Source organism: Rhodococcus sp. P14, assembly GCF_000256505.1.
Classification (GTDB): Bacteria; Actinomycetota; Actinomycetes; order Mycobacteriales; family Mycobacteriaceae; genus Rhodococcus; species Rhodococcus ruber.
In genome coordinates, this window is sequence record NZ_AJFC01000248.1 from 1 (window position 1) to 19,994 (window position 19,994).

Annotated in this window: 18 protein-coding genes and 1 pseudogene; 9 read left to right on the forward strand and 10 right to left on the reverse strand. The window is 68.0% G+C overall.

Annotation, left to right across the window (positions count from 1 at the left end):
- A partial coding sequence (locus OEY_RS0117585; RefSeq protein WP_010595149.1) for an AraC family transcriptional regulator occupies nucleotides 1-779 on the reverse strand: 779 nt, incomplete at its 3' end.
- Nucleotides 780-1,061: 282 nt separating this feature from the next.
- Here OEY_RS0117585 and OEY_RS0117590 point away from each other — a divergent pair.
- The 9 genes from OEY_RS0117590 (at nucleotide 1,062) to OEY_RS0117630 (ending at nucleotide 9,701) form a co-directional block, all read left to right on the forward strand.
- On the forward strand, nucleotides 1,062-2,036 hold the full coding sequence (locus OEY_RS0117590) for a quinone oxidoreductase family protein (RefSeq protein WP_010595150.1): 975 nt from the start codon (nucleotides 1,062-1,064) through the stop codon (nucleotides 2,034-2,036).
- A gap of 48 nt (nucleotides 2,037-2,084) precedes the next feature.
- Entirely contained in the window at nucleotides 2,085-2,975 is an 891-nt protein-coding gene (locus tag OEY_RS0117595) for a TauD/TfdA dioxygenase family protein (RefSeq protein WP_010595151.1), read from the forward strand.
- Between the two features lie 53 nt (nucleotides 2,976-3,028).
- Nucleotides 3,029-4,081 (forward strand): 3-keto-5-aminohexanoate cleavage protein, encoded by a 1,053-nt coding sequence (locus tag OEY_RS0117600; protein WP_010595152.1) that lies wholly within the window; start codon nucleotides 3,029-3,031, stop codon nucleotides 4,079-4,081.
- A gap of 153 nt (nucleotides 4,082-4,234) precedes the next feature.
- Entirely contained in the window at nucleotides 4,235-5,593 is a 1,359-nt protein-coding gene (locus OEY_RS28620; RefSeq protein WP_010595153.1) for an MFS transporter, read from the forward strand.
- Between the two features lie 42 nt (nucleotides 5,594-5,635).
- Nucleotides 5,636-6,223, forward strand: a complete 588-nt coding sequence (locus tag OEY_RS0117610; RefSeq protein WP_010595154.1) for an RBBP9/YdeN family alpha/beta hydrolase — start codon at nucleotides 5,636-5,638, stop codon at nucleotides 6,221-6,223.
- Between the two features lie 71 nt (nucleotides 6,224-6,294).
- Nucleotides 6,295-7,053 carry a CoA transferase subunit A gene (locus OEY_RS0117615; protein ID WP_003935440.1) on the forward strand — a complete coding sequence of 253 codons (759 nt, stop codon included), beginning with the start codon at nucleotides 6,295-6,297 and terminating at the stop codon, nucleotides 7,051-7,053.
- A gap of 49 nt (nucleotides 7,054-7,102) precedes the next feature.
- Nucleotides 7,103-7,708 (forward strand): 3-oxoacid CoA-transferase subunit B, encoded by a 606-nt coding sequence (locus OEY_RS0117620; protein WP_048773580.1) that lies wholly within the window; start codon nucleotides 7,103-7,105, stop codon nucleotides 7,706-7,708.
- Between the two features lie 35 nt (nucleotides 7,709-7,743).
- A complete protein-coding gene (locus tag OEY_RS0117625) occupies nucleotides 7,744-9,330 on the forward strand; it encodes a long-chain-fatty-acid--CoA ligase (RefSeq protein ID WP_010595155.1) in 1,587 nt (528 codons plus the stop codon).
- Entirely contained in the window at nucleotides 9,327-9,701 is a 375-nt protein-coding gene (locus OEY_RS0117630) for a carboxymuconolactone decarboxylase family protein (protein WP_029540089.1), read from the forward strand. The genes OEY_RS0117625 and OEY_RS0117630 overlap by 4 nt, the downstream gene beginning before the upstream one ends.
- Before the next feature lie 62 nt (nucleotides 9,702-9,763).
- Here OEY_RS0117630 and OEY_RS0117635 read toward each other — a convergent pair whose 3' ends face one another.
- From OEY_RS0117635 to OEY_RS0117685, 9 genes and pseudogenes are all read right to left on the reverse strand, one after another.
- The gene (locus OEY_RS0117635; protein ID WP_029540090.1) at nucleotides 9,764-11,542 is read right to left on the reverse strand and encodes a glycoside hydrolase family 15 protein; all 1,779 of its coding nucleotides are present in this window, start codon (nucleotides 11,540-11,542) and stop codon (nucleotides 9,764-9,766) included.
- An 85-nt stretch (nucleotides 11,543-11,627) separates the two neighbouring features.
- Entirely contained in the window at nucleotides 11,628-11,825 is a 198-nt protein-coding gene (locus tag OEY_RS0117640) for a DUF4177 domain-containing protein (RefSeq protein ID WP_003935445.1), read from the reverse strand.
- Between the two features lie 78 nt (nucleotides 11,826-11,903).
- Nucleotides 11,904-12,725: a class II glutamine amidotransferase gene (locus OEY_RS0117645; protein ID WP_003935446.1), complete on the reverse strand. Its 822-nt coding sequence runs from the start codon at nucleotides 12,723-12,725 to the stop codon at nucleotides 11,904-11,906.
- Between the two features lie 105 nt (nucleotides 12,726-12,830).
- Nucleotides 12,831-13,367: a hypothetical protein gene (locus OEY_RS0117650; RefSeq protein ID WP_010595158.1), complete on the reverse strand. Its 537-nt coding sequence runs from the start codon at nucleotides 13,365-13,367 to the stop codon at nucleotides 12,831-12,833.
- 106 nt (nucleotides 13,368-13,473) lie between these two features.
- A pseudogene (locus tag OEY_RS28625) lies at nucleotides 13,474-15,230 on the reverse strand (SulP family inorganic anion transporter).
- Nucleotides 15,231-15,421: 191 nt separating this feature from the next.
- Nucleotides 15,422-17,167 carry an alpha/beta hydrolase gene (locus OEY_RS0117665; protein ID WP_010595159.1) on the reverse strand — a complete coding sequence of 582 codons (1,746 nt, stop codon included), beginning with the start codon at nucleotides 17,165-17,167 and terminating at the stop codon, nucleotides 15,422-15,424.
- Between the two features lie 31 nt (nucleotides 17,168-17,198).
- A complete protein-coding gene (locus OEY_RS0117670; RefSeq protein ID WP_003935450.1) occupies nucleotides 17,199-17,531 on the reverse strand; it encodes a three-helix bundle dimerization domain-containing protein in 333 nt (110 codons plus the stop codon).
- A gap of 166 nt (nucleotides 17,532-17,697) precedes the next feature.
- Nucleotides 17,698-18,114, reverse strand: a complete 417-nt coding sequence (locus OEY_RS0117675) for an SHOCT domain-containing protein (protein WP_003935451.1) — start codon at nucleotides 18,112-18,114, stop codon at nucleotides 17,698-17,700.
- A gap of 388 nt (nucleotides 18,115-18,502) precedes the next feature.
- On the reverse strand, nucleotides 18,503-19,906 hold the full coding sequence (locus OEY_RS0117685; RefSeq protein WP_010595161.1) for an MFS transporter: 1,404 nt from the start codon (nucleotides 19,904-19,906) through the stop codon (nucleotides 18,503-18,505).
- Nucleotides 19,907-19,994 lie beyond the last annotated feature (88 nt).

Genomic DNA, 19,994 nt, shown 5'->3' on the forward strand with positions numbered 1-19,994 from the left:
CGGTCGATGCCGAGACTGCGGGCCACCTGGTCGACCGAGCACCGGCCGGTGGGAAGGAGCAACTCGATCAGCTCCCGCACCCGGTCCACCGTGGTCGTCTCGCGTGGACTTCCGACCGAGTCGAGGAACTGCTGCGCGTACGACCGCAGCAGCGGATCCGACATGGCATTGGACGCGTCCAAATCCGCTGTGTAGAGGACGATTCCGTCGAAGTCCCGGCCGAAGTCGACGGCGGTGCCGAACACGCGGTGGTGAGTGTCGAGGCGCCGGGGTGCGGGACGGGCGAACGAGACGGACAGCGGACGCCATTGCGGACCGAGGAAGCCCTGCAGCAGACGATGCATCACTGCTACCGCGAGATCGACGGATTGGTGGAACTCCCCCGGCCGGCCGACGTCCAGGGTGATGCGGATGGTGGCGACACCGTCCTGTTCGGTCAGGCGGGTGTGCAGGGCCTCGTTGTACATGTGCTCGTAGCGCACGAGGATCCGCAGCGCGCTGCGGACGTCCGGCTCCTCTCGGACCACCAGGCTCAACGGGCCCAGATTGGAAAATCGCCGTCGCTCGGCCAGCTCGAGACCGAAGTCGTCGCGATCGGCTGCCGCGGCGGAACGTTCGAGCAGGTCCGCGATCGCCTCGGCCGGCACCCACCGGTCCTGCAGGCTCAAGCCGGCCGGGTCGAGACCGGACGCGCGGAGCAGCGTCGCCGGATCGATCTTCGACGAGTGTGCCACCTCGACATAGCTGTTCAGTGCGGCGTAGCGCGCCAGTGGTTTCACTGCCCTCCCTGTCCCGAAATGAATGACAATCCGTCCCCGTGGGATAAGCATACCGCCTCAAGATCCCCTACTGTTAGTTGCATCACAAGGTACGGCGAAGTGTGACGGAGCGGATCGAGAGTCCAGACGCCCCAGCAGCTCCGCTTCCATCGCCCCGGGGTCCTCGGCCGCACCCACGGCCGAGAGCCGGGATCGCCGCCACCGGCGCTCCCGTCCCACCGAGTTCATACACATCTGCCCTCCGCCGGCCCCCGGCCTGCGAGTGCGCGTTCAGGAGGAAACATGGCAAAGGCTGTCCGCTTCTACGAGACCGGTGGTCCGGAGGTTCTGCAGTGGGAGGCCGTCGAGGTCGGCGAACCCGGCCCCGGCGAGGTCCGCATCCGGCACGAGGCGGTGGGCCTGAACTTCGCCGACACCTACTTCCGCACCGGCCTGTACCCGGCACCGCTGCCCGCCGGGATGGGCGTCGAGGCTGCCGGGGTGGTCGAGGCGGTGGGCCCAGGCGTGACGTCGGTCCGGGAAGGCGACCGGGTGACCTACACCGGCAGCCCGCTCGGGGCCTACAGCACCGAACGGGTGATGCCCGCCGAGCACCTGATCGCGCTGCCCGACGCCATCGGCTTCGACACGGCCGCGGCGATGACGATGCGCGGTCTGACCACCGCCTACCTGCTGCGGCGCATCTGGCCGCTGGCGGCCGGGGACACGGTGCTGCTGCACGCCGCCGCCGGCGGCGTGGGCCTGATCTTCTGCCAGTGGGCGAAGCTGCTGGGCATCCGGGTGATCGGCACGGTCTCGAGCGAGCGCAAGGCGCAGGTCGCCCGGGCACACGGCTGCGACGAGGTCGTCATCTACACCGAGGAGGACGTGGCGCAGCGGGTGCGGGAACTGACCGACGGCAAGGGCGTTCCGGTGGTGTTCGACAGCGTCGGCGCCACCACCTTCGAGACCTCACTGAACTCGCTGGCCCGCCGCGGCCTGCTGGTGTGCTTCGGCACCGCCTCGGGGCCGATCCCGCCGATCGATGCCATGCAGCTCGCGATCAAGGGGTCGGTGTACGTCACCCGTCCGGCGCTGGCGGACTACATCGCCGACCCGGCCGAGCGGGCCGCCCTCGCCGCGGAACTGTTCTCGCACGTCGCGACCGGCGAGATCGCGATCGAGATCAACCAGCGGTACGCACTCGAGGACGCGGTGCAGGCGCATCGCGATCTCGAGGCCGGCCGCAGCATCGGCTCGTCGGTCTTCGCCCTCTGACCCGGTCCGGGCCGCACCCGGAGTCCGCCCACTTCCGAAGGACCACCCATGACCACCGCCACCCGACCGCCGAGTCCGGTCTCCCCGGCCTTCCGGGCCGAACCACTGACCTGCACGATCGGCGCCGAACTGTTCGACGTGGACCTCGGTGAGGTCTCGCGCGACGACACGCTGTTCGCCGAGCTGCGAGCCCTGTTGCTCGAGCACAAGGTGCTGTTCTTCCGCGATCAGGACATCACCCGCGCCGAGCACGTCGCCCTGGCCGAGCGGTTCGGCCCGCTCGAGGATCACCCGGTGGTCGGCAGCGACCCCGACCATCCCGGGCTGGTGCGGATCTACAAGGACCCCGACAGCCCGCCCGAGCACTACGAGAACGCCTACCACTGCGACGCCACGTGGCGCGACAACCCGCCGCTGGGATGCGTGCTGCGCTGTGTGCAGACCCCGCCGGTGGGCGGGGACACCATCTGGGTGAACATGGCCGAGGCCTACCGGCGCCTGCCCGGACCGGTCAAGGAGCAGATTGCCGACCTCCGGGCCCGGCACAGCATCGAGGCGAGCTTCGGCGCCCGGTTGCCGCTCGAACAGCGGCATGCGCTGCACGCCCGCTACCCGGACGCGGAACATCCGGTGGTGCGTACCCACCCCGAGACCGGCGAGAAGATCCTGTTCGTCAACTCCTTCACCACCCACCTGGTCAACTACCACACCGCCGAGAACGTCCGCTTCGGCATCGACTACGCCCCGGGCGCCGGCAACCTGCTGCAGTTCCTGACGAGCCAGGCGTCGATTCCCGAGTACCAGGTGCGCTGGCGCTGGACGGAGAACAGCATCGCCATCTGGGACAACCGCTCCACGCAGCACTACGCGGTGCAGGACTACTGGCCCGCCGTTCGCAAGATGGAACGCGCCGGGATCGTCGGCGACCGGCCCTTCTGAGCTCTTCCCTTCCTTCCCTTCCACCGTCCACATTCCGAAACGGAGACCCGACAATGCACTTCCACGACGACGCCCTGTTCCCCGAGAACCAGGAGAAGCTGGTCATCACCGCCGCGCCCTACGGCCCGGAATGGGAGCTCGACGACTTCCGCGAAGATCTTCCCCTGACCATGGACGAGCACATCCAGCAGGCGGTGGACTGCTACGAGGCGGGCGCCACCGTGCTGCACATCCACGTCCGTGAACTCGACGGCAAGGGCAGCAAGAGGTTGTCGAAGTTCAACGAGCTGCTCGCCGGCCTGCGCGAAGCGGTGCCGGACATGATCCTGCAGGTCGGTGGATCCATCTCCTTCGCCCCCGAAGGCGAAGGCGCCGAGGCGAAGTGGCTCTCGGACGACACCCGGCACATGCTCGCCGAGCTCGACCCGGCGCCGGACCAGGTGACCATCGCCATCAACACCAGCCAGATGAACATCATGGAGCTGATGACGGCCGACGACATCGCCGGCACCTCGATGGAACGTCCGGAACTCGCGGCGACGTACCGGGAGATGACCGTGCCCGCCGGTCCGGAGTGGGTTGCGGAGCATCTGAAGCGACTGCAGGCCAAGGGTATTCAGCCGCACTTCCAGCTCTCGTCCATCCCGCAGCTCGAGACGGTCGAGCGCCTGATCCGGCGCGGGATCTACACCGGACCGTTGAACCTGACGTGGGTCGGTATCGGCGGCGGCTTCGACGGCCCCAATCCGTACAACATCATGAACTTCGTCCAGCGGGTTCCGGACGGCGCCTGCCTGACCCTCGAGACGCTCATGCGGTCCGTGCTCCCGGTCAACGCGATGGCCATCGCGATGGGCCTGCACACCCGCTGCGGCAACGAGGACACCATCTGGGGCCGCAAGGGCGAGAAGATGACGTCGGTGCAGCAGATCCGGCAGCTGGTCCGCATCGCCGGGGAACTGGGCCGCGAGGTCGCCACCGGCAAGGAGGCCCGCGAGATCTACCGGATCGGCGAGACCTACCGCGACGCCGACGAAACCCTCGCCAAGCTCGGCTATGCCCCCAACCGCCGGCCCGGACAGGTCGGCTTCACCCACCACGGCTGACCCACCGACCCCCGGGGCACGCGACCCGCACCGCGTGCCCCGGGACCCGGCCGGTGACCGAGTCCGTCGAGCCCTCCCTGTCCTCGCCCCTCTCGCGGTGGGCGCTCCCCGATGCGCATCCCCGCCCGCCGCCCCAGCCTTGCAGGAGCACCCATGGGATCGTCCACCTCCTCCCTGGAGAACCACACCGCCACCAGCACCCCCGCCGGTCCGAGGACCCGATCGCGGAAGTACCCGTGGCTCGTGTTCGCTCTCACCTTCGGACTGTTGTTGTCGGACTACATGTCCCGGCAGGTTCTCAGTGCCGTCTTCCCGTTCCTCAAAGCCGAATGGGCCCTGACCGATTCCCAGCTCGCATCGTTGACGAGCATCGTGGCGCTCATGGTCGGACTGCTCACCCTCCCGCTGTCGCTGCTGGCCGATCGGTGGGGCCGGGTCAAGAGCCTGGTGCTCATGGCGGTGCTGTGGTCGGTGGCCACTCTCATGTGTGCGGTGGCCACCAACTTCGAGCAGATGCTCGGCGCGCGATTCCTCGTCGGCGTCGGCGAGGCCGCCTACGGCAGTGTCGGAATCGCGGTGGTACTGAGCGTGTTCGCTCCCCGGGTCCACGCCTCCCTCAGTGGGGCGTTCATGGCCGGCGGCTCGTTCGGCTCGGTCCTCGGTGTCGCCCTCGGCGGCGTCATCGCCGTTCATCTGAGCTGGCGGTGGTCGTTCGCGGCGATGGCGGTCTTCGGGCTCATCCTGGTGGCACTGTTCCGCGCCCTGGTCACCGAGCGCAGGCTCGCCGCGCACGCCGCCGACGACCGGCCCGCTGCCGTCGACGAGCGACCCGCCGGTGCCGCGACCACACCGCCGGACGGATTCCGCGCGCCGGTGTCGAGCCTGTTCACCAACCCCGCCGTGCTGTGCGCCTACGCCGGCGGCGGCCTCCAGATGTTCACCGCCGCGGTCCTGCTGTCGTGGACGCCGAGCTTCTTCAACCGCTACTACGGCCTCGCCCCGGACAAGGCCGGCGTCGCCGCCTCGATCGTCGTCCTGCTCGTCGGCAGCGGCATGGTGGTGTGCGGGATCGTCACCGACCGCGTCGGACGGCACGACATCACCCGCAAGTGGACCACCGCGATCGCCTTCTGCGCCATCTCCCTGGCGTGCCTGGCCCTCGCGTTCCGTCTCGACACGGGCACCGCGCAACTGGTGCTGCTCGGCATCGGTGCGTTCTTCTCCGCCGGATCCTCCGGACCCACCGCGGCCATGGTCGCCAACCTCACGCACTCGTCCGTCCGCGCGTCCGCCATGGGGACGCTGACCGTGGCCAACAATCTGCTCGGCCTCGCCCTCGGGCCCTTCGTCGTGGGCATCCTCGCCGACCGACTCGGCCTGCGGGAAGCGCTGCAGCTGTCCCCGCTGGTCTACGTCCTCGCCATCGGCGCACTGGTAGCAGGCAAACGCCTCTACCCGCTGGGCCTGCGCAAGTTCACCACCCTCGGCACCGGCCCCGGCACGGCTGCCTGAACGACTGTCGTCCCGTTCCCACCCCATCTCCCGGAGTCACCCGTGAACCCCTCCCACTCCCCGACCGTGGTCATCGTCCCCGGCCTGCGCGACCACGTCGCCGATCACTGGCAGACCCTGCTCGCCGAACGTCTTTCCGACGTCCGGACCGTTCCTCCGCTCGAGCGCGACAAGCTCAGCCGCGCTGCCCGCGTCGCCGCACTCGACGACGTCCTGCGTGAGATCGACGGACCCGTGGTGCTCGTCGCCCACAGCGCCGGCGTGATGATCACCGTGCACTGGGCGCAGAACCCGACGCGTCCGATCCAGGGCGCGCTGCTGGCCACGCCGGCAGACCTGGAACTACCCCTGCCCGAGGGCTACCCGACCACCGACGACCTCGACCGGGGCGGATGGAACCCCATCCCCCGCCGCAGGCTGCCGTTTCCGAGCATCGTCGCCGCCAGCCGCACCGATCCGCTCGGTGGCTACCGGCGCATCGCCGGCATGGCCGAAACGTGGGGCAGCCGCCTGGTGGACCTCGGCGACGTCGGGCACCTCAATCCCGCCGCCGGATACGGCTACTGGCCCGACGCCGAGAACCTGCTCCGGCAACTGCTCGACAGCACCGCCCTCCCGGTACACAGCTGAACCCCACCGGCACCGCGACTCCGTCCCCGTCCACACTCCGAGCGCCTCGCTCACGTCCGGAAAACCACGAAATGACCAAGATCTATGAAACGGCCGCCGAGGCGGTCGCCGACGTTCCCTCCGGAGCCTCCCTCGCCGTCGGCGGGTTCGGCCTGTCCGGCATCCCGGACCAGCTGATCGCCGCGATCGCCGCCGGGGACGCGACCGACCTCGAGGTGTTCTCCAACAACTGCGGCGTAGACGGCCGCGGACTGGGAATCCTCCTCGAACGACGACGGATCCGACGAGTGACGGCCTCCTACGTCGGCGAGAACAAGGAGTTCGCCCGGCAGTACCTCTCCGGTGAACTCGAAGTGGAACTGACGCCGCAAGGCACCCTGGCCGAGAAGCTGCGCGCCGGCGGCGCCGGCATCCCAGCCTTCTTCACCCCGGCCGGTGTCGGCACCCCCGTCTCCGACGGTGGCCTGCCGTGGCGCTACCACCCCGACGGCTCGGTGGCAGTCGCGTCCCCACCGAAGGAGATCCGCGAGTTCGGCCGCAAGCAGTACGTGCTCGAAGAGTCCATCACCGCCGACTATGCACTGGTACACGCCCTGCGCGGCGACACCGAGGGCAACCTGGTGTTCAACAAGGCCGCAATGAACTTCAACCCGCTCGCCGCGACGGCCGGACGCATCTGCATCGCCCAGGTCGAACAGCTCGTCGCACCGGGCGAGATCGACCCGGGCCAGGTACACCTGCCGGGCGTCTTCGTCGATCGCATCGTGCACACCGGCGCCCAGGACAAGCAGATCGAAAAGCGCACCGTCTCGACGGGAAAAGGAGCCTGACGTGACCGTAGTAGCAGAACCCAAGATCCTCGGATGGTCGCGGACCGAGATGGCCGCCCGTGCCGCGGCCGAACTCTCGCCCGGCCAATATGTCAACCTCGGTATCGGACTGCCGACACTGATCCCGAACCATCTGCCCGCCGGGGTGAAGGTCACCCTGCACAGTGAGAACGGAATCCTGGGCACCGGCCCCTACCCCACCGAGGAGCAGGTGGACGCGGATCTGATCAACGCGGGCAAGGAGACCGTCACGGTCGAGCCCGGCGCGTCGTTCTTCGATTCGGCGACGAGCTTTTCGATGATCCGCGGCGGTCACATCGACACCGCGGTGCTCGGCGGGATGCAGGTCTCGGCCACCGGTGACCTCGCGAACTGGATGGTGCCCGGCGCGATGGTCAAGGGCATGGGCGGGGCGATGGACCTGGTCCACGGCGCCGCCAAGGTCATCGTGCTCATGGAACACACCGACAAGCACGGCAATCCGAAGATCGTCGAGAAGTGCACGCTGCCCCTCACCGGCCGAGCCGTGGTGCAGCGCATCGTCACCGATCTCGCGGTCGTCGACGTCACCGACCACGGACTGGTCCTGGTCGAGACCGCGCCCGGCGTCACCGACGAGCAGGTCCGCGCCGCCACCGGCGCTCCCCTCGTCTGATCCCCTCGTCCCCTTCCGACAGGACATCGATTCGTATGCTCAATCTCTCCGTGTTGCTGGAGGACTCCGCGCGCCGCTACCCCGACCGGACCGCGCTGGTCCTCGGCGGCGAACGACTCACCTACGCGCAACTCGACGCGCAGGCCAACCGGATCGCCAACCTGCTCGTCGCCGAGGGCGTCGCGCCGGGCGACAAGGTCGCGCTCTCGTGCCCGAACGTCCCCCAGTTTCCCGCCGTCTACTACGGCATCCTCAAGGCCGGCGCGGTGGTCGTGCCCCTGAACGTTCAGCTCAAGCCTCGCGAGATCGCCTATCACCTCGACGATTCCGGTGCCGCCCTCTACCTCTGCTTCGAAGGGACCGCGGAACTTCCCGTCGGCGAATACGGCAGGGCCGGTTTCGACCGGGCCGACCGTTGCCGCACCATGCTGCTGATCACCCGCGATCCGCAGGCCCCGTCCCCGCTCGACGGCGTCGCCACCCTGGCCCACGCCACCGCCGAGCAGCCGGACACGTTCGCCACCGCCGTGCGCGAACCCGTCGACACCGCCGTGATCCTCTACACCAGCGGCACCACCGGCCGGCCCAAGGGCGCCGAACTGACCCACGCCAACATGGTGCTCAACGCCCTGACCGCGAACCGCCTGTTCGACAGCACCCCGCAGCGTCCGGACACCTATCTGCTCACCCTGCCGCTGTTCCACTCCTTCGGCCAGACCGTGACGATGAACGCCGCACTGTCGGTCGGTGCCACCTGCGTGCTCATGCCCCGCTTCGACGCCCCCGCGGCGCTGCAACTGATGGACGAGCACGACATCACCGTGTTCGCCGGGGTGCCGACAATGTACTGGGCGCTGCTCGGTGCGCTCGACGCCGCGAAGGCGGCCGGCGTCGACGTCGAAAAGATCGCGCGGACCATGCGTCGGGCGATCTCCGGCGGCGCGGCGCTGCCGGTGGAGATCCTCACGCAGTTCAAGGACAGGTTCGATGTCCAGATCCTCGAAGGCTACGGACTGTCCGAAACCTCGCCGCTGGCGATGTTCAGCGACCCCGAACGCGCCCCGCGTCCCGGTTCGATCGGCGTACCGGTGTGGGGCATCGAGGCCGCTCTCGTCGACGAACACTGGAATCCCGTCCACGACGGCGTCGGAGAACTCGCCCTGCGCGGCCACAACATCATGACCGGCTACCTCGGACGACCCGAGGCGACCGCCGAGGTGATGCGCGACGGCTGGCTGCGCACCGGCGACCTGGCCCGGCGTGACGAGGACGGGTTCTACTACATCGTCGACCGCGCCAAGGACCTCATCGTCCGCGGCGGCTTCAACGTCTACCCCCGCGAGATCGAAGAGGTCCTCATGACCCACCCGGCCGTCTCCCTCGCCGCCGTCGTCGGCGTCCCCGACGATCGTCACGGCGAGGAAGTCAAGGCGTTCGTCATCCGCGAACCGGGCGCACCGATCACCGAACCCGAGCTGATCGCCTGGTGCAGGGAGCAGATGGCCGGCTACAAGTATCCCCGTCACATCGAGTTCGCCACCGTATTGCCCATGACCGCCACCGGAAAGATCCTCAAACGCGAACTGGTTCCAGCCGTCGCAGGTCAGGGCAGTGGCCGATGACAACCCACGAAGCAGCTTCGTCCATCGTCGACCGCCTCAAGCGCGAGGGCAGTTGGAATCCGATGTGGGACGGACTCGACGAACTCGATCCCGGATGGACCGAGCACTACCTGACTGCGACGATGCAACCCTACGAAAGCGGTGTGCTCCCGCCGCAGGTCGTCCAGTTGCTGTGCATTGCGGTCGATGCCTCCTGCACCCACATGTACGGCCCCGGACTGCAGCGGCACATCCGGGCCGCACTCGATCTGGGCGTCACCGCACACGAAATTCTCGAAGTCCTCAAACTCGCCACGACCGTCGGCATCCACTCGCTCAACCTCGGCGTGCCGATCCTGCTGGAGGAACTGTCCGCGCGAGACTCGTCCTGACCTCCACCGGCCGTGCCGAGGCACCGAGGCCGGCAGTCCTGACATCTCGTGCCGCGTACCGGTCACCTCTCGTCGGCTGCGCCCTCTGCCGCGGCGATCGCGTAGGCCGCACCGATCAGGGTCAGGTGGCTGAACGCCTGCGGGAAGTTGCCGACCTGGCGACGACGTCCGACGTCGTACTCCTCCGCCAGCAACCCGAGATCGTTGCTCAAGGCGGCGAGCCGCTCGAACAACGTCCGAGCCTGCTCGACACGGCCGTTGCGGGCGAGCGCAGCGACCAGCCAGAACGAGCACGCCAGGAACTGGCCTTCGTCGCCGGGCAGACCGTCGTCCGTCCGGGAGGTCGAGTACCTCGAGACGAACCCGTCGCGCCCGAGTTCGCGGGTGACCGCGTCGATCGTGCCAGTCACCCGCTCGTCGGTGCCCGGCAGGAAGCCGACGAGCGGAATCGTCAGCACGCTGGCGTCGAGTTCCTCCGATCCGTAGTACTGGGTGAAGGTGTTGCGCTGCGCATCGTAGCCGCGCTCGCACACCTCGTCGTGGATCTCGTCCCGTAGCCGCCTCCACCGTTCGACCGGACCGTCCAGGTCGTAACGTTCGACCAGGCGGACCGCCCGGTCGAACACCACCCATGCCATCACCTTCGACTGGGTGAAGTGCCGCCGCGGCCCGCGGGTCTCCCAGATTCCGTCGTCGGGTTCACCCCAGATCGACTCGACGTATTCGATCAGAGTGCGCCAGCGCGGCCACAGGTGCGGTTCGACCCGCCCCACGGCCTCGGTGCTGAGGAAGGCGACGCCGATCAGTTCGCCGTAGACGTCGAGCTGGAACTGTTCCGAGGCGGCGTTGCCGACCCGTACCGGGGCGGATCCCTCGTATCCCGGCATGTCGGGCAGCTCGAACTCCGTCAAGCGCCGCTCACCGCCGATGCTGTACATGATCTGGATCTTCGCGGGGTCTCCCGTGCCGACCCGCTGGAGGAAACTGCGGAACGAGAACGCCTCCTCGGTGTATCCGCCGGCGAGAAGGGATTCCAGGGCCAGCACAGAGTCACGGATCCAGCAGAACCGGTAGTCCCAGTTGCGCACTCCCCCGATGTCCTCGGGCAGGGACGTCGTCGGCGCTGCGATCAGCGCGCCGGTCACCTCGTAGGTCATGGCCTTGAGCACGATGAGGGAGGTGAGTACCTCGTCCCGGTACGGTCCGGCGTACTCGAGCCGGCTGCTCCACTCGTGCCACCACGCCTGCGTGCGGGCCAGCGCCGAGTCCGCGTCCTCGACCGACGGCGGGGGACCGAAGGAGTAGTGCCAGCACAGCGTGAAGCGCTCGCGTCGCCCCTCGGCGACGGTGAAGTCCGCCGTCGCATCACCATCCGATATCCCCAGCGGCACCGGAGTACTCAGCCGGAACGAGTCGGGTCCCGCGGTGGCGAGTACACCGTCGGCAGCGGGCTCGACCCAAGGCGTGATCGTGCCGTAGTCCGGTCGGAGCGACAGACGCATCCGCATCGACACCCTGCCGCGCAACCCCTCGACGATGCGCATGAGCCGCGGAGGTCCGTCGCCGCGGCGCGGCATGAAGTCGATCACGCGGACCGCACCGTCCGCGGTCTCGAAGTCGGTCTCCAGGATGAGCGTTCCGGGGCGGTACCGCCGCGTGACCCCCGTGATCTCGGCTGCCGGGCGCAGACTCCAGTGCCCGTGCCGATCGTCACCGACCAGCGCGGCGAAGCACGACGGCGAATCGAACCGAGGCAGGCACAACCAGTCGATGTTGCCGGCGCGGCCGACGAGCGCGGCACTCTGCAGATCTCCGATCAGACCGTAGTCTTCGATACGCATCGCATACTCCCGCTGGTCGGTCGTGTACCGCCGGTGATGCACACACGTGCGGTTCCGGTGACGCGCCGGGCGCCGCCGGCGTGTCTCAGTCTTCGCGCTCGAACGTCACGAGCATTCCCTCGACGCCGCCTGGACCGAGCCGGCCCTTGATGTCCGCCGACGTGATCGCCTTCAAGCGCCACCCCTGTCGGGCCTGTTCGTTGAGGAGCCGCTCGAGCTTGTCACCCGACATCTTGCCGCCGAGCATCTTCTCGCGAACTTCGATCACCTTGTACGTGTACACGCCGCCTCCTCCTGATTGCCGGATGTGTCCGCCGGGCCGGGTGCCCAGCACGACTCGCGACATTCCTTCCGGTGAATGTCAGACCGGCTCGAGCGGCCGGAACGGGAGGATCTCGTCCGCCCCGGGCCGGACGATTCCGACGGACGCCTCGGGCACCTCGTTCCAGGCACCCGGCAGGTCGCGCAGTGGTTCGGAGACCACGAAGCGGGTCTCGGGGCCGAGGCGATGCAGCACCTCCACCTCCGGATGCAGCGCCCGGACCTTGTCGACCGCCGTGGAAAAGAACAGCGAGCGGCTGCGGCCCACGCTCGAGTACCGGAAGACCCACAGGGATTCGCCGTCGGTGGTGGCCACGGTCATCTGCACCGGGTCGTCGACGCCCTTGGCGCGAGCGACATGTTCGACGGTCCCGACGGCCCTGGAGACCGCGGTGATCGGATCGTCCGACAAGCCGAAGGTCAGGGCGAGGAAGAACAGTACCTCCGAATCCGTCGACCCCTCGATGTCCGGATACAGTTCCGGATCGACCGCCAGCACCAGATCGCGTTTGATGCGCCGGAATTCGCTCAGCACCCCGTTGTGCATCCACAGCCAACGGCCGTGACGGAACGGATGACAGTTGCTGCGCTGAACCGGTGTGCCCGTCGAGGCGCGGATGTGCGCGAGGAGCAGCGGCGTGCGCACATGGGCGGCGAGTTCCCGGAGATTGCGGTCGTTCCACGCCGGATCGACCCCTTTGAACACGGCCGGCTCGTCCTCCTCGCCGTACCACCCGATCCCGAATCCGTCACCGTTGGTGGTGGTCGCCCCGAGCCGCGAGTGCAGGCTCTGGTCGATCAGGGAATGCTCGGGCTTGAACAGCAAGTCCTCCACGAGGATCGGATCGCCCGAGTAGGCCATCCATCTGCACACCACCTCATTGCATCACACCGGCGCCATCCCCGGCTCGAGAATGCCGAGGTTGCCGCCGGAACCGAGCGGTCCGGTACCCCCTCGTGACAAGGGTCAGTGAGTGAGCACGATCTTCACGATCACGACGACGGTCGCGATCGCGGTCAAGAGCGCAGCAGCAACCACCGACGCACGGGTGGGACGTTCGCCCTTCAACCGGCCGATGACCCACACGATTCCTCCGATGCGGACCAGCACCGCGACTTCGGCCACGATCTGGGCGGTCCTCGGCTCGAGCCATCCCAGCAGCGCGGTCCCGAGGACTGCACACGGCAGCACAGCGGAACTGAGAATCGGTACGGAGTTGCGCAGCTCGCGGATCTTGTCCGCTCGAGTCACCGTGATTCCTTCTCGGACACTCTGACCCACGCCTTCGGCGAAGGCATGGGCAAGGAAGGTGGACAGGGCCGTGCCGAGGACGACGAGAATCCCGACGCGCTCACTCGAAGTGGCGATCGGCACCAGCGCCGCAAGGACGAGGACATTGCCGTAGACGTAGGCGCTGATCCGACTCGCCGCGTTCTCGCGGTCCAACGGTCGACGGCGCGAGAACAACGGGCCGTGAAGCAGCGCGTGCGTATCGGTTCCCATCGGATCCCACCTTTCTCCTCAACCGGATCGAGCCGTGGCTCGCAGGTCACATCGTGGGACCGTCGTACAGCGACGTGCCGTTCGGTCGAGCGGACCGCTCCGGGTGTCACGATTCCGCGCCGTCGTCGTCTCCCGGTCGGATCGGGTCGTGCAGCCGATCGCGGGACTCGAAGGCGTCCACGGCAGCCTCGAGCGTGGGATGGAAGCGGGACGGATCGAAGCGGTCGCCCACACCGAACCGCACCAGCCGATCCTTGATCGGGCCCTTCATCTCCGCGAACACCAGCCTGATGCCGCAACTCTCCAGGTAGCGGTCGAGGTCGACGAGTTCGTCGACCGCGGTGGTGTCCAATCCGATGATGGGTTCGGCGGCGAGCACGACCCATTCGACCGGACGGGGAGAATCGGTCACCAGCGAGCGAACGTAGCGATCGAACATCTCCCCGTTGGCGAAGAACAGCGGTGCGTCGAATCGGACGATGACCAATCCCGGGATGCGCCGGCCCTCGGGATGACGGGCGAGGTCGTGGAAGCCCTCCCGATCGGGCACGGCCACCAATTCGGCCCGGTACGGCTGCCTCCGCCCCGGCCCGCCTGCCACACCCGCACCACCACCGCGAGGAACGACAGTCCGATCGCGACCAGGATGCCCTGCAGGACTCCCACCAGTGCGACGCCGACGAATGCCGCGGCCGCGAGCAACGCCTCCGTCCGGCTCATACGCCACATCTGCACCAGCCCGCGGACGTCGACCAGCGCCGTCGCCGCGACGATCACCACCGCTCCGAGGGTCGCCTGGGGCAGGTACGCGGTCACTCCCGGTGCCAGGAGGACGAACAACAGCACCGCCACGGCGCCGACCACGCCGGCAAGCTGGGTACGCGCCCCGCTCTGCTCTGCCACAGGCGTGCGCGATCCGCTGGCAGAGATGGGAAACCCCCCGAACATGCCACTGGCCACGTTGGCGACCCCGATCGCCTTCATCTCCGTGTTCCCGTCGACGCTTTCCCCCCGCCGGGCAGCGAAGGTGCGGGAGAGCACACCGGAGTCGGCGAATGCGATCAGCGCGATGCCCGCGGCCGGTCCCACCAGAGACGCGACGTCACCCCAGTCGACCCCGCCGAACGAGGGACGCGGCAGGCCCTCGGGCAGTGCGCCGACCATGTCGATGTCGTCGCTCAGATCCGCCACCGCGGCCACGATCACGGCTCCCACGACCGCGACGAGCACCCCCGGGACCCTCGAATGCAGCACCTTGAAACCCACGATGACCAGCAGCGATGCGACTCCGACCCAGGCAGCTGTCGGATCCACCTGCCCGTCCCCCACCGCGCGGGCGATCGCGCCGATCTCACCGAGCAACCCGGACGCGTCCACCGAGAAGCCCAGCAGCTTCGGCAACTGCCCGACGATGACGACGAGCGCGATGGCATTGAGGTATCCCAGCCGCAACGGCTTGGACAGCAGCTCGGTGACGAAGCCGAGGTTCAGGAATCCGCCCGCGATCATGATGGCACCCACGAGCACGGCGAGGACGCCGGCCAATGCGAGGGCGCTCTCGGGGTCGTCGGTCACGGCCAGCGGCACCACCGCCGCCGCGATCAACGGCGCCAGCGACGAATCGGGGCCGAGGACGAGGATCTTGGACGGCCCCACGATCGCGTAGGCGAGCAGCGGAACGATCGTCGCGTAAAGCCCCGCGTACGCGGGCAGTCCCGCCGCCTCGGCGTATCCCATGCCGGCGGGGATCAACAGGGCAGTGAGAACGAGACCCGCGACGAGATCCGAGCGCAGCCAGTCCCGACGGTAGCCGCGTACCGTCTCGACTCCGGGCAGTCGAGCGAGAGCTCGCCTCCGAGACATTCCGCAAGTATGGCACCGCCCACAGGGCGCTCACCGCACTTCGGGCAGTCCGCATACCTGCTGCCGCGCGAACGAATTTCGTGGCACGGCCTCGCCGGCATCCGACGGGACGCGGCCGCTCGTGCCGCGCTGCGTCGACCGGATCCCGAACGCCGTGCGCGGGAGGACGGCGATCCGCATCGACCGGTGCCCTACTCCCCCGCGTCGATGATGTCCCGGAGGGTGGCGAGTTGCTCGGTGGTGATCCCCACCGGTTGCACGACCGTGTTCAAGCCGTCGACGTACTCGCCGGTGTATTTGTGGCCGTGGCCGCCGGGCACTCCGGTGGAGAACGGCAGATCGGCGGTGACCTGCCAGAACGTGACGAACGGAATCCAGACCATGTCCTCGAGCACGTCCCGGCCGGGTGCCTCCCCGATCCAGTCCGGTTCGCGGAGAATCAGATTCGGGCTCCACCACACGATGGGATCGGACGGATGCATCAGGTACAGCACCCGGCTGCCGTCCCACGGACGATCCGCGGGAGGAATGCCGCCCTGCGGATCGTTGGTGAACCGCACGGTGCGCCCGTCCTTGTAGACCGGTTCGACCTCCGGACTGCCGGGTTCACGCCGGTCGCTGAATTCCCGGAACAGCGTGTTGAAGTTGGGGGGCCCGGCGAACACGGTTCCCGAGGTGCGGTTACGCAGATCGTATTCGCCGCTGAAGGCGGTCTCGCCGCCGAACGAGCCGAGACTCTCTCCGGCGACGAACAGTCGGGGACGGGCGTCCTGGGGCAGCTTCGACCACACGTCGTACACCGCGTCGAACAGATCGCGACCGGCCTGCCGAGCCTTCGATTGGTCCACCAGATAGGAGATCCACGACGGCAGGTACGAATACTGGACCGTCACGGTCGCCGCGTCGCCCCCGGTGAGGTACTCGAACGAATCCACCAGCGCCGGGTCCACCCACCCGCTCCCCGTGGTCGTGACCACGAGCAGATTCGCCCGCTCGAAGCCTCCGGCACGCTCCAGATCCTGGACCGCCGCCGCTGCCCGAGCCTCGGAGTCGTCCGCCGACGCCAGACCGGCATACGTCCGAATCGGCTCCACAGCCGGGCGGCCGACGAACTGTGCGATCTCCTCGGTGGTGGGGCCCGAGCCGATGAAGGTGCGCCCCTGGTACCCCAACGAGTCCCACGGCACCACCGAACCCGGTCCACCCGATCGCAGGCTCGTCTCGGGTTGCTGCACGCCCTCGGGAGTCGTGGTGTCGCGCAGAGAGAATGCGGAGTTGGCGACGTTGACGAGGCCACCGAGCAGCACACCCGAGACGACCGCGTAGACCAGCCAGGCGACCGCGATCCACCCGAGCACCCTCGCCGCGCGATGCCCGATCCATCTGTCGAGCAGAGTGGTCAGCCACCGGTACGCGCCCCGCACGCCACGTCCGATCGCGAGCAGGAGACCGAAGACGAGCACTGCCACGAACGGCGAGAGGACGACGAGCGCGACGTTGTACGCGGTGACTCCCATCAACGTGCGGATCTGGTGCTGCCAGTATTGTCCGGCGGCGAAGGAGCCGACGAACAGCACCGTCGCCGCGGCGAGGAAGACGTACCAGGAGCCGCGCCGCGGGCGCCGGGGACCGCGATCGGCGAAGGCGCGCCACACGTACGCCGCGAATACTCCCAGCCCGTAGCCGATCGCGGCGGTGATGCCGCAGATCACGCCCTGGAGCAGGCCTCCTCGAGGCAGCAGCGACGGCGTGAACGACAGGCACGCGAAGAGCAGTGCGCCCCAGCACCCCGGAAGGGTGACGAACAGCAACCTCCGGCGGCGCCCGGTCTCGCGATCCGTGTCGTCCGCACTCGGCGCGTCCTGGGGCTCGGTGCCGGCAGCACGGACTCCGCTGTTCTGCTTCCCGGGCGTGCTCGCCGCCGGTTCGTCCTCCACCCTGGGTCCGTGCGCTGTCATCGCCGTCCGCCTACGCGAGTTCGATCCGAGACGACGCTGTGCCCTCATCGATCTCGCGGCGGGCTGCCTTCTCGATCAACAGGGACAGGAAGTCCCGGACCTTCGCGTCGGCGAACCGCTTCTCGACGGTCCGCACCACGACCTCGATGTCGCCGCGCGACATCGACGGAAAGCGCACGGCGAGGCGAGTGACGATCAGCTCGAGCTGCACGGCTTCGTCCCCGCCCGGTGGGGGCACGTCCCGGGTGCGGACCCGCCTCAGGTCGCTGGTGGCCGGCTGCGGAGCCGACCGCGCCGACGCGGGACGGACATCGCTCCTCGGGTCGAGGGCACTGTAGACCATGTCGCACTCCTTCCGCGTGCACCGGCCGACTCCGCCGGATCCGTCCCCGAGAGTTGGAATCTACTTCTGCCGCAACGGACCCGATCACGAATTCGACTGCCGGCCACCTGCCCTCACCGACATGATGAAAGGACGATCGCACCGGACTTCCGGTCCCGCTCGCGACTCAGCCGACGGGGACGCCGTCACGACCAGCGGTACCCCGTCCCAGCGCCTGAGCTTTGAGGTGCTCGAACTCGGCGGCCGTGATCGCACCCGAGTCGAGTAGCGCCTTGGCGTCGGCGATCTGCTCGGCCGGGGACTTGCCGGCCGCGACGTTCCGGATGTACTCGTCGGTGGCCTGCTTGGCTTCCGCCTGTGCCTGCTGCGCCCGTAGCGCCATCCCCCGGCCTCGGACGATCAGGTAGACCAGTGCGCTGATGTACGGGAAGAGCACCAGCACGACCACCCACACCGCCTTGGCGAAGCCGGATACGGTGTGATCGCGGAACAGGTCGACGAGAATCTGGAACAGCACGATCAGATACGCCACGAAGGCGAATACGACGACCGTGTACCACACGTAATCCCAGAAGGAATCCATCAGGTCAGCCTCCTCGACCGGACCGGCAAGGTGATTTCCCGAAGCCGGCCGGAATGAAATTCTCGGATCCTGCTACGGCGATCCCGGCGCGCTACGGTACCGCCGTCGTCCGCGACTCGACCGAGTTCAGCGGACCCCGACGGAGGAACCGTCCCCCGGGTTCCGGCAGATCCGACTCCGGAACCCCGCTCGAATTACCGACGCCCACCACCACCGCGGCCTCGAGGACCGCGGGTGGTACATCGCCACCGAAATCGGTGGTAAGCCGATCGACCGTGACAGCGTCGGCACCAGCACCCGGCATGCTCATCTCGCATCCATGTGGCCCCTTTTGCGGGACGACCGTACATATCGTACGCCGCCCATATACGCAAAGCCCCCGAAACCGTCAACGTGGTGCCGGAGTTCGATCGGGTGTGCCGGGGAGAAGCAGCGCCGCCACCAACCCGATCAGACCGAGGACGGCCAGCACTGTCATGGCCAGCGCGTACGCGCGGTCGGGCGAGGTCAACCCGGCGACCAGGACGGTACCCGCCACAGCCGTACCCAGCGACGATCCGAGATTGGATACGCACCGCGACAACCCCGAGATCTCGCCTTGACGCTCCTCCGCGAATGCGGACTGCACCACGTTGACCGACGGCGTCAGCATCGTCCCGAGTCCGATGCCGATGAGCAGCAGCCCTGGCGTGAATGCCCATGCACTCGTCCAAGCCCGCACGAGCAGGAGAAGGACACCGACACCCGCGAGGGTGGTGACGAACCCGGCTGTGATCAGCGTGCGCTGCGGGTACTTCGCCGTCAGCCGCTCCGCCACGAGCGAGGCACCGAGGATGCCGGCGGTGGCCGCGGTGAAGATCACGCCGGTCTCGATCGCGTTGTATCCCCGGACGACCTGCAGGAAGGCGGAAACGACGAACGCGATCCCCATCAGCAGCAGCCACTGGATGTTCTGCGTCACCAACGCGAGGTTCGAGGTGCGGTTGCGGAACAGTGACAGCGACAGCAGTGGCTCCTTGCCGGCCCGTTCACGGGCCCGCACGTACAGCAGGAACCCCATGATGAACAGCGCTCCCACCACGACCAGGATCGCCATCAGGACGACATCGGTGTCTGCCTGCAGGATCCCCATCACGAGACAGACCAGGCCGGCGGCGGAAAGGAGGGCGCCGACGGCGTCGAACGGTCGCGCCGGGTCGGGAGGCACCGGGTCCACGATCCCCCGGCTGAGCACGAGGATGGCTCCGATGATCAGCGCCTGGAACACGAAGGCCGCGCGCCAGTCGATGCCGGTGGTGATGACACCACCGATCAGCGGACCTGCTGCCGCTCCGATGCCGCCCATCCCGGTGATGACACCGAATGCCCGCGCTCGAGAGGTCAGATCACTGAAGAGCATCGTGGTGAGGATGTACACCGGCGGAATCAGCAGCGCGGTGCCCACCCCTTCGAGGATCGAGTTGCCGATGATCAGTACCCCGAGGTTGGGCGAGACCGCGCTGATCAATGCTCCGATGCCGTACAGAACGAGACCGAGCACAAAGCACCGCTTACGCCCCCACCGGTCGGTCAGCTTGCCTCCGGGGATCATGAACGCGGCCATCACCAGCAGGAACACGGTGATCGCGGTCTGCACACCCTGCACGGTCGTCCCGAGATCCGCACTGATGTCGTTGATCATCACGTTCATGTTCGACCCGGCGAAGCTGCAGATGAACTGTGCCAGAGCGAGCGGCACGAGCATCCGCCGCAGGGTCGAGGACGGGCGCGGAGAGTCGAGACTGTCCGGCATGGCGAGCCCTTCCGCTCGACAAAGAGATGCACTGACTCGTGCACAACGTGGCCAGTGACATTCTGGGGCATTCGAAGAACCCAAGGTG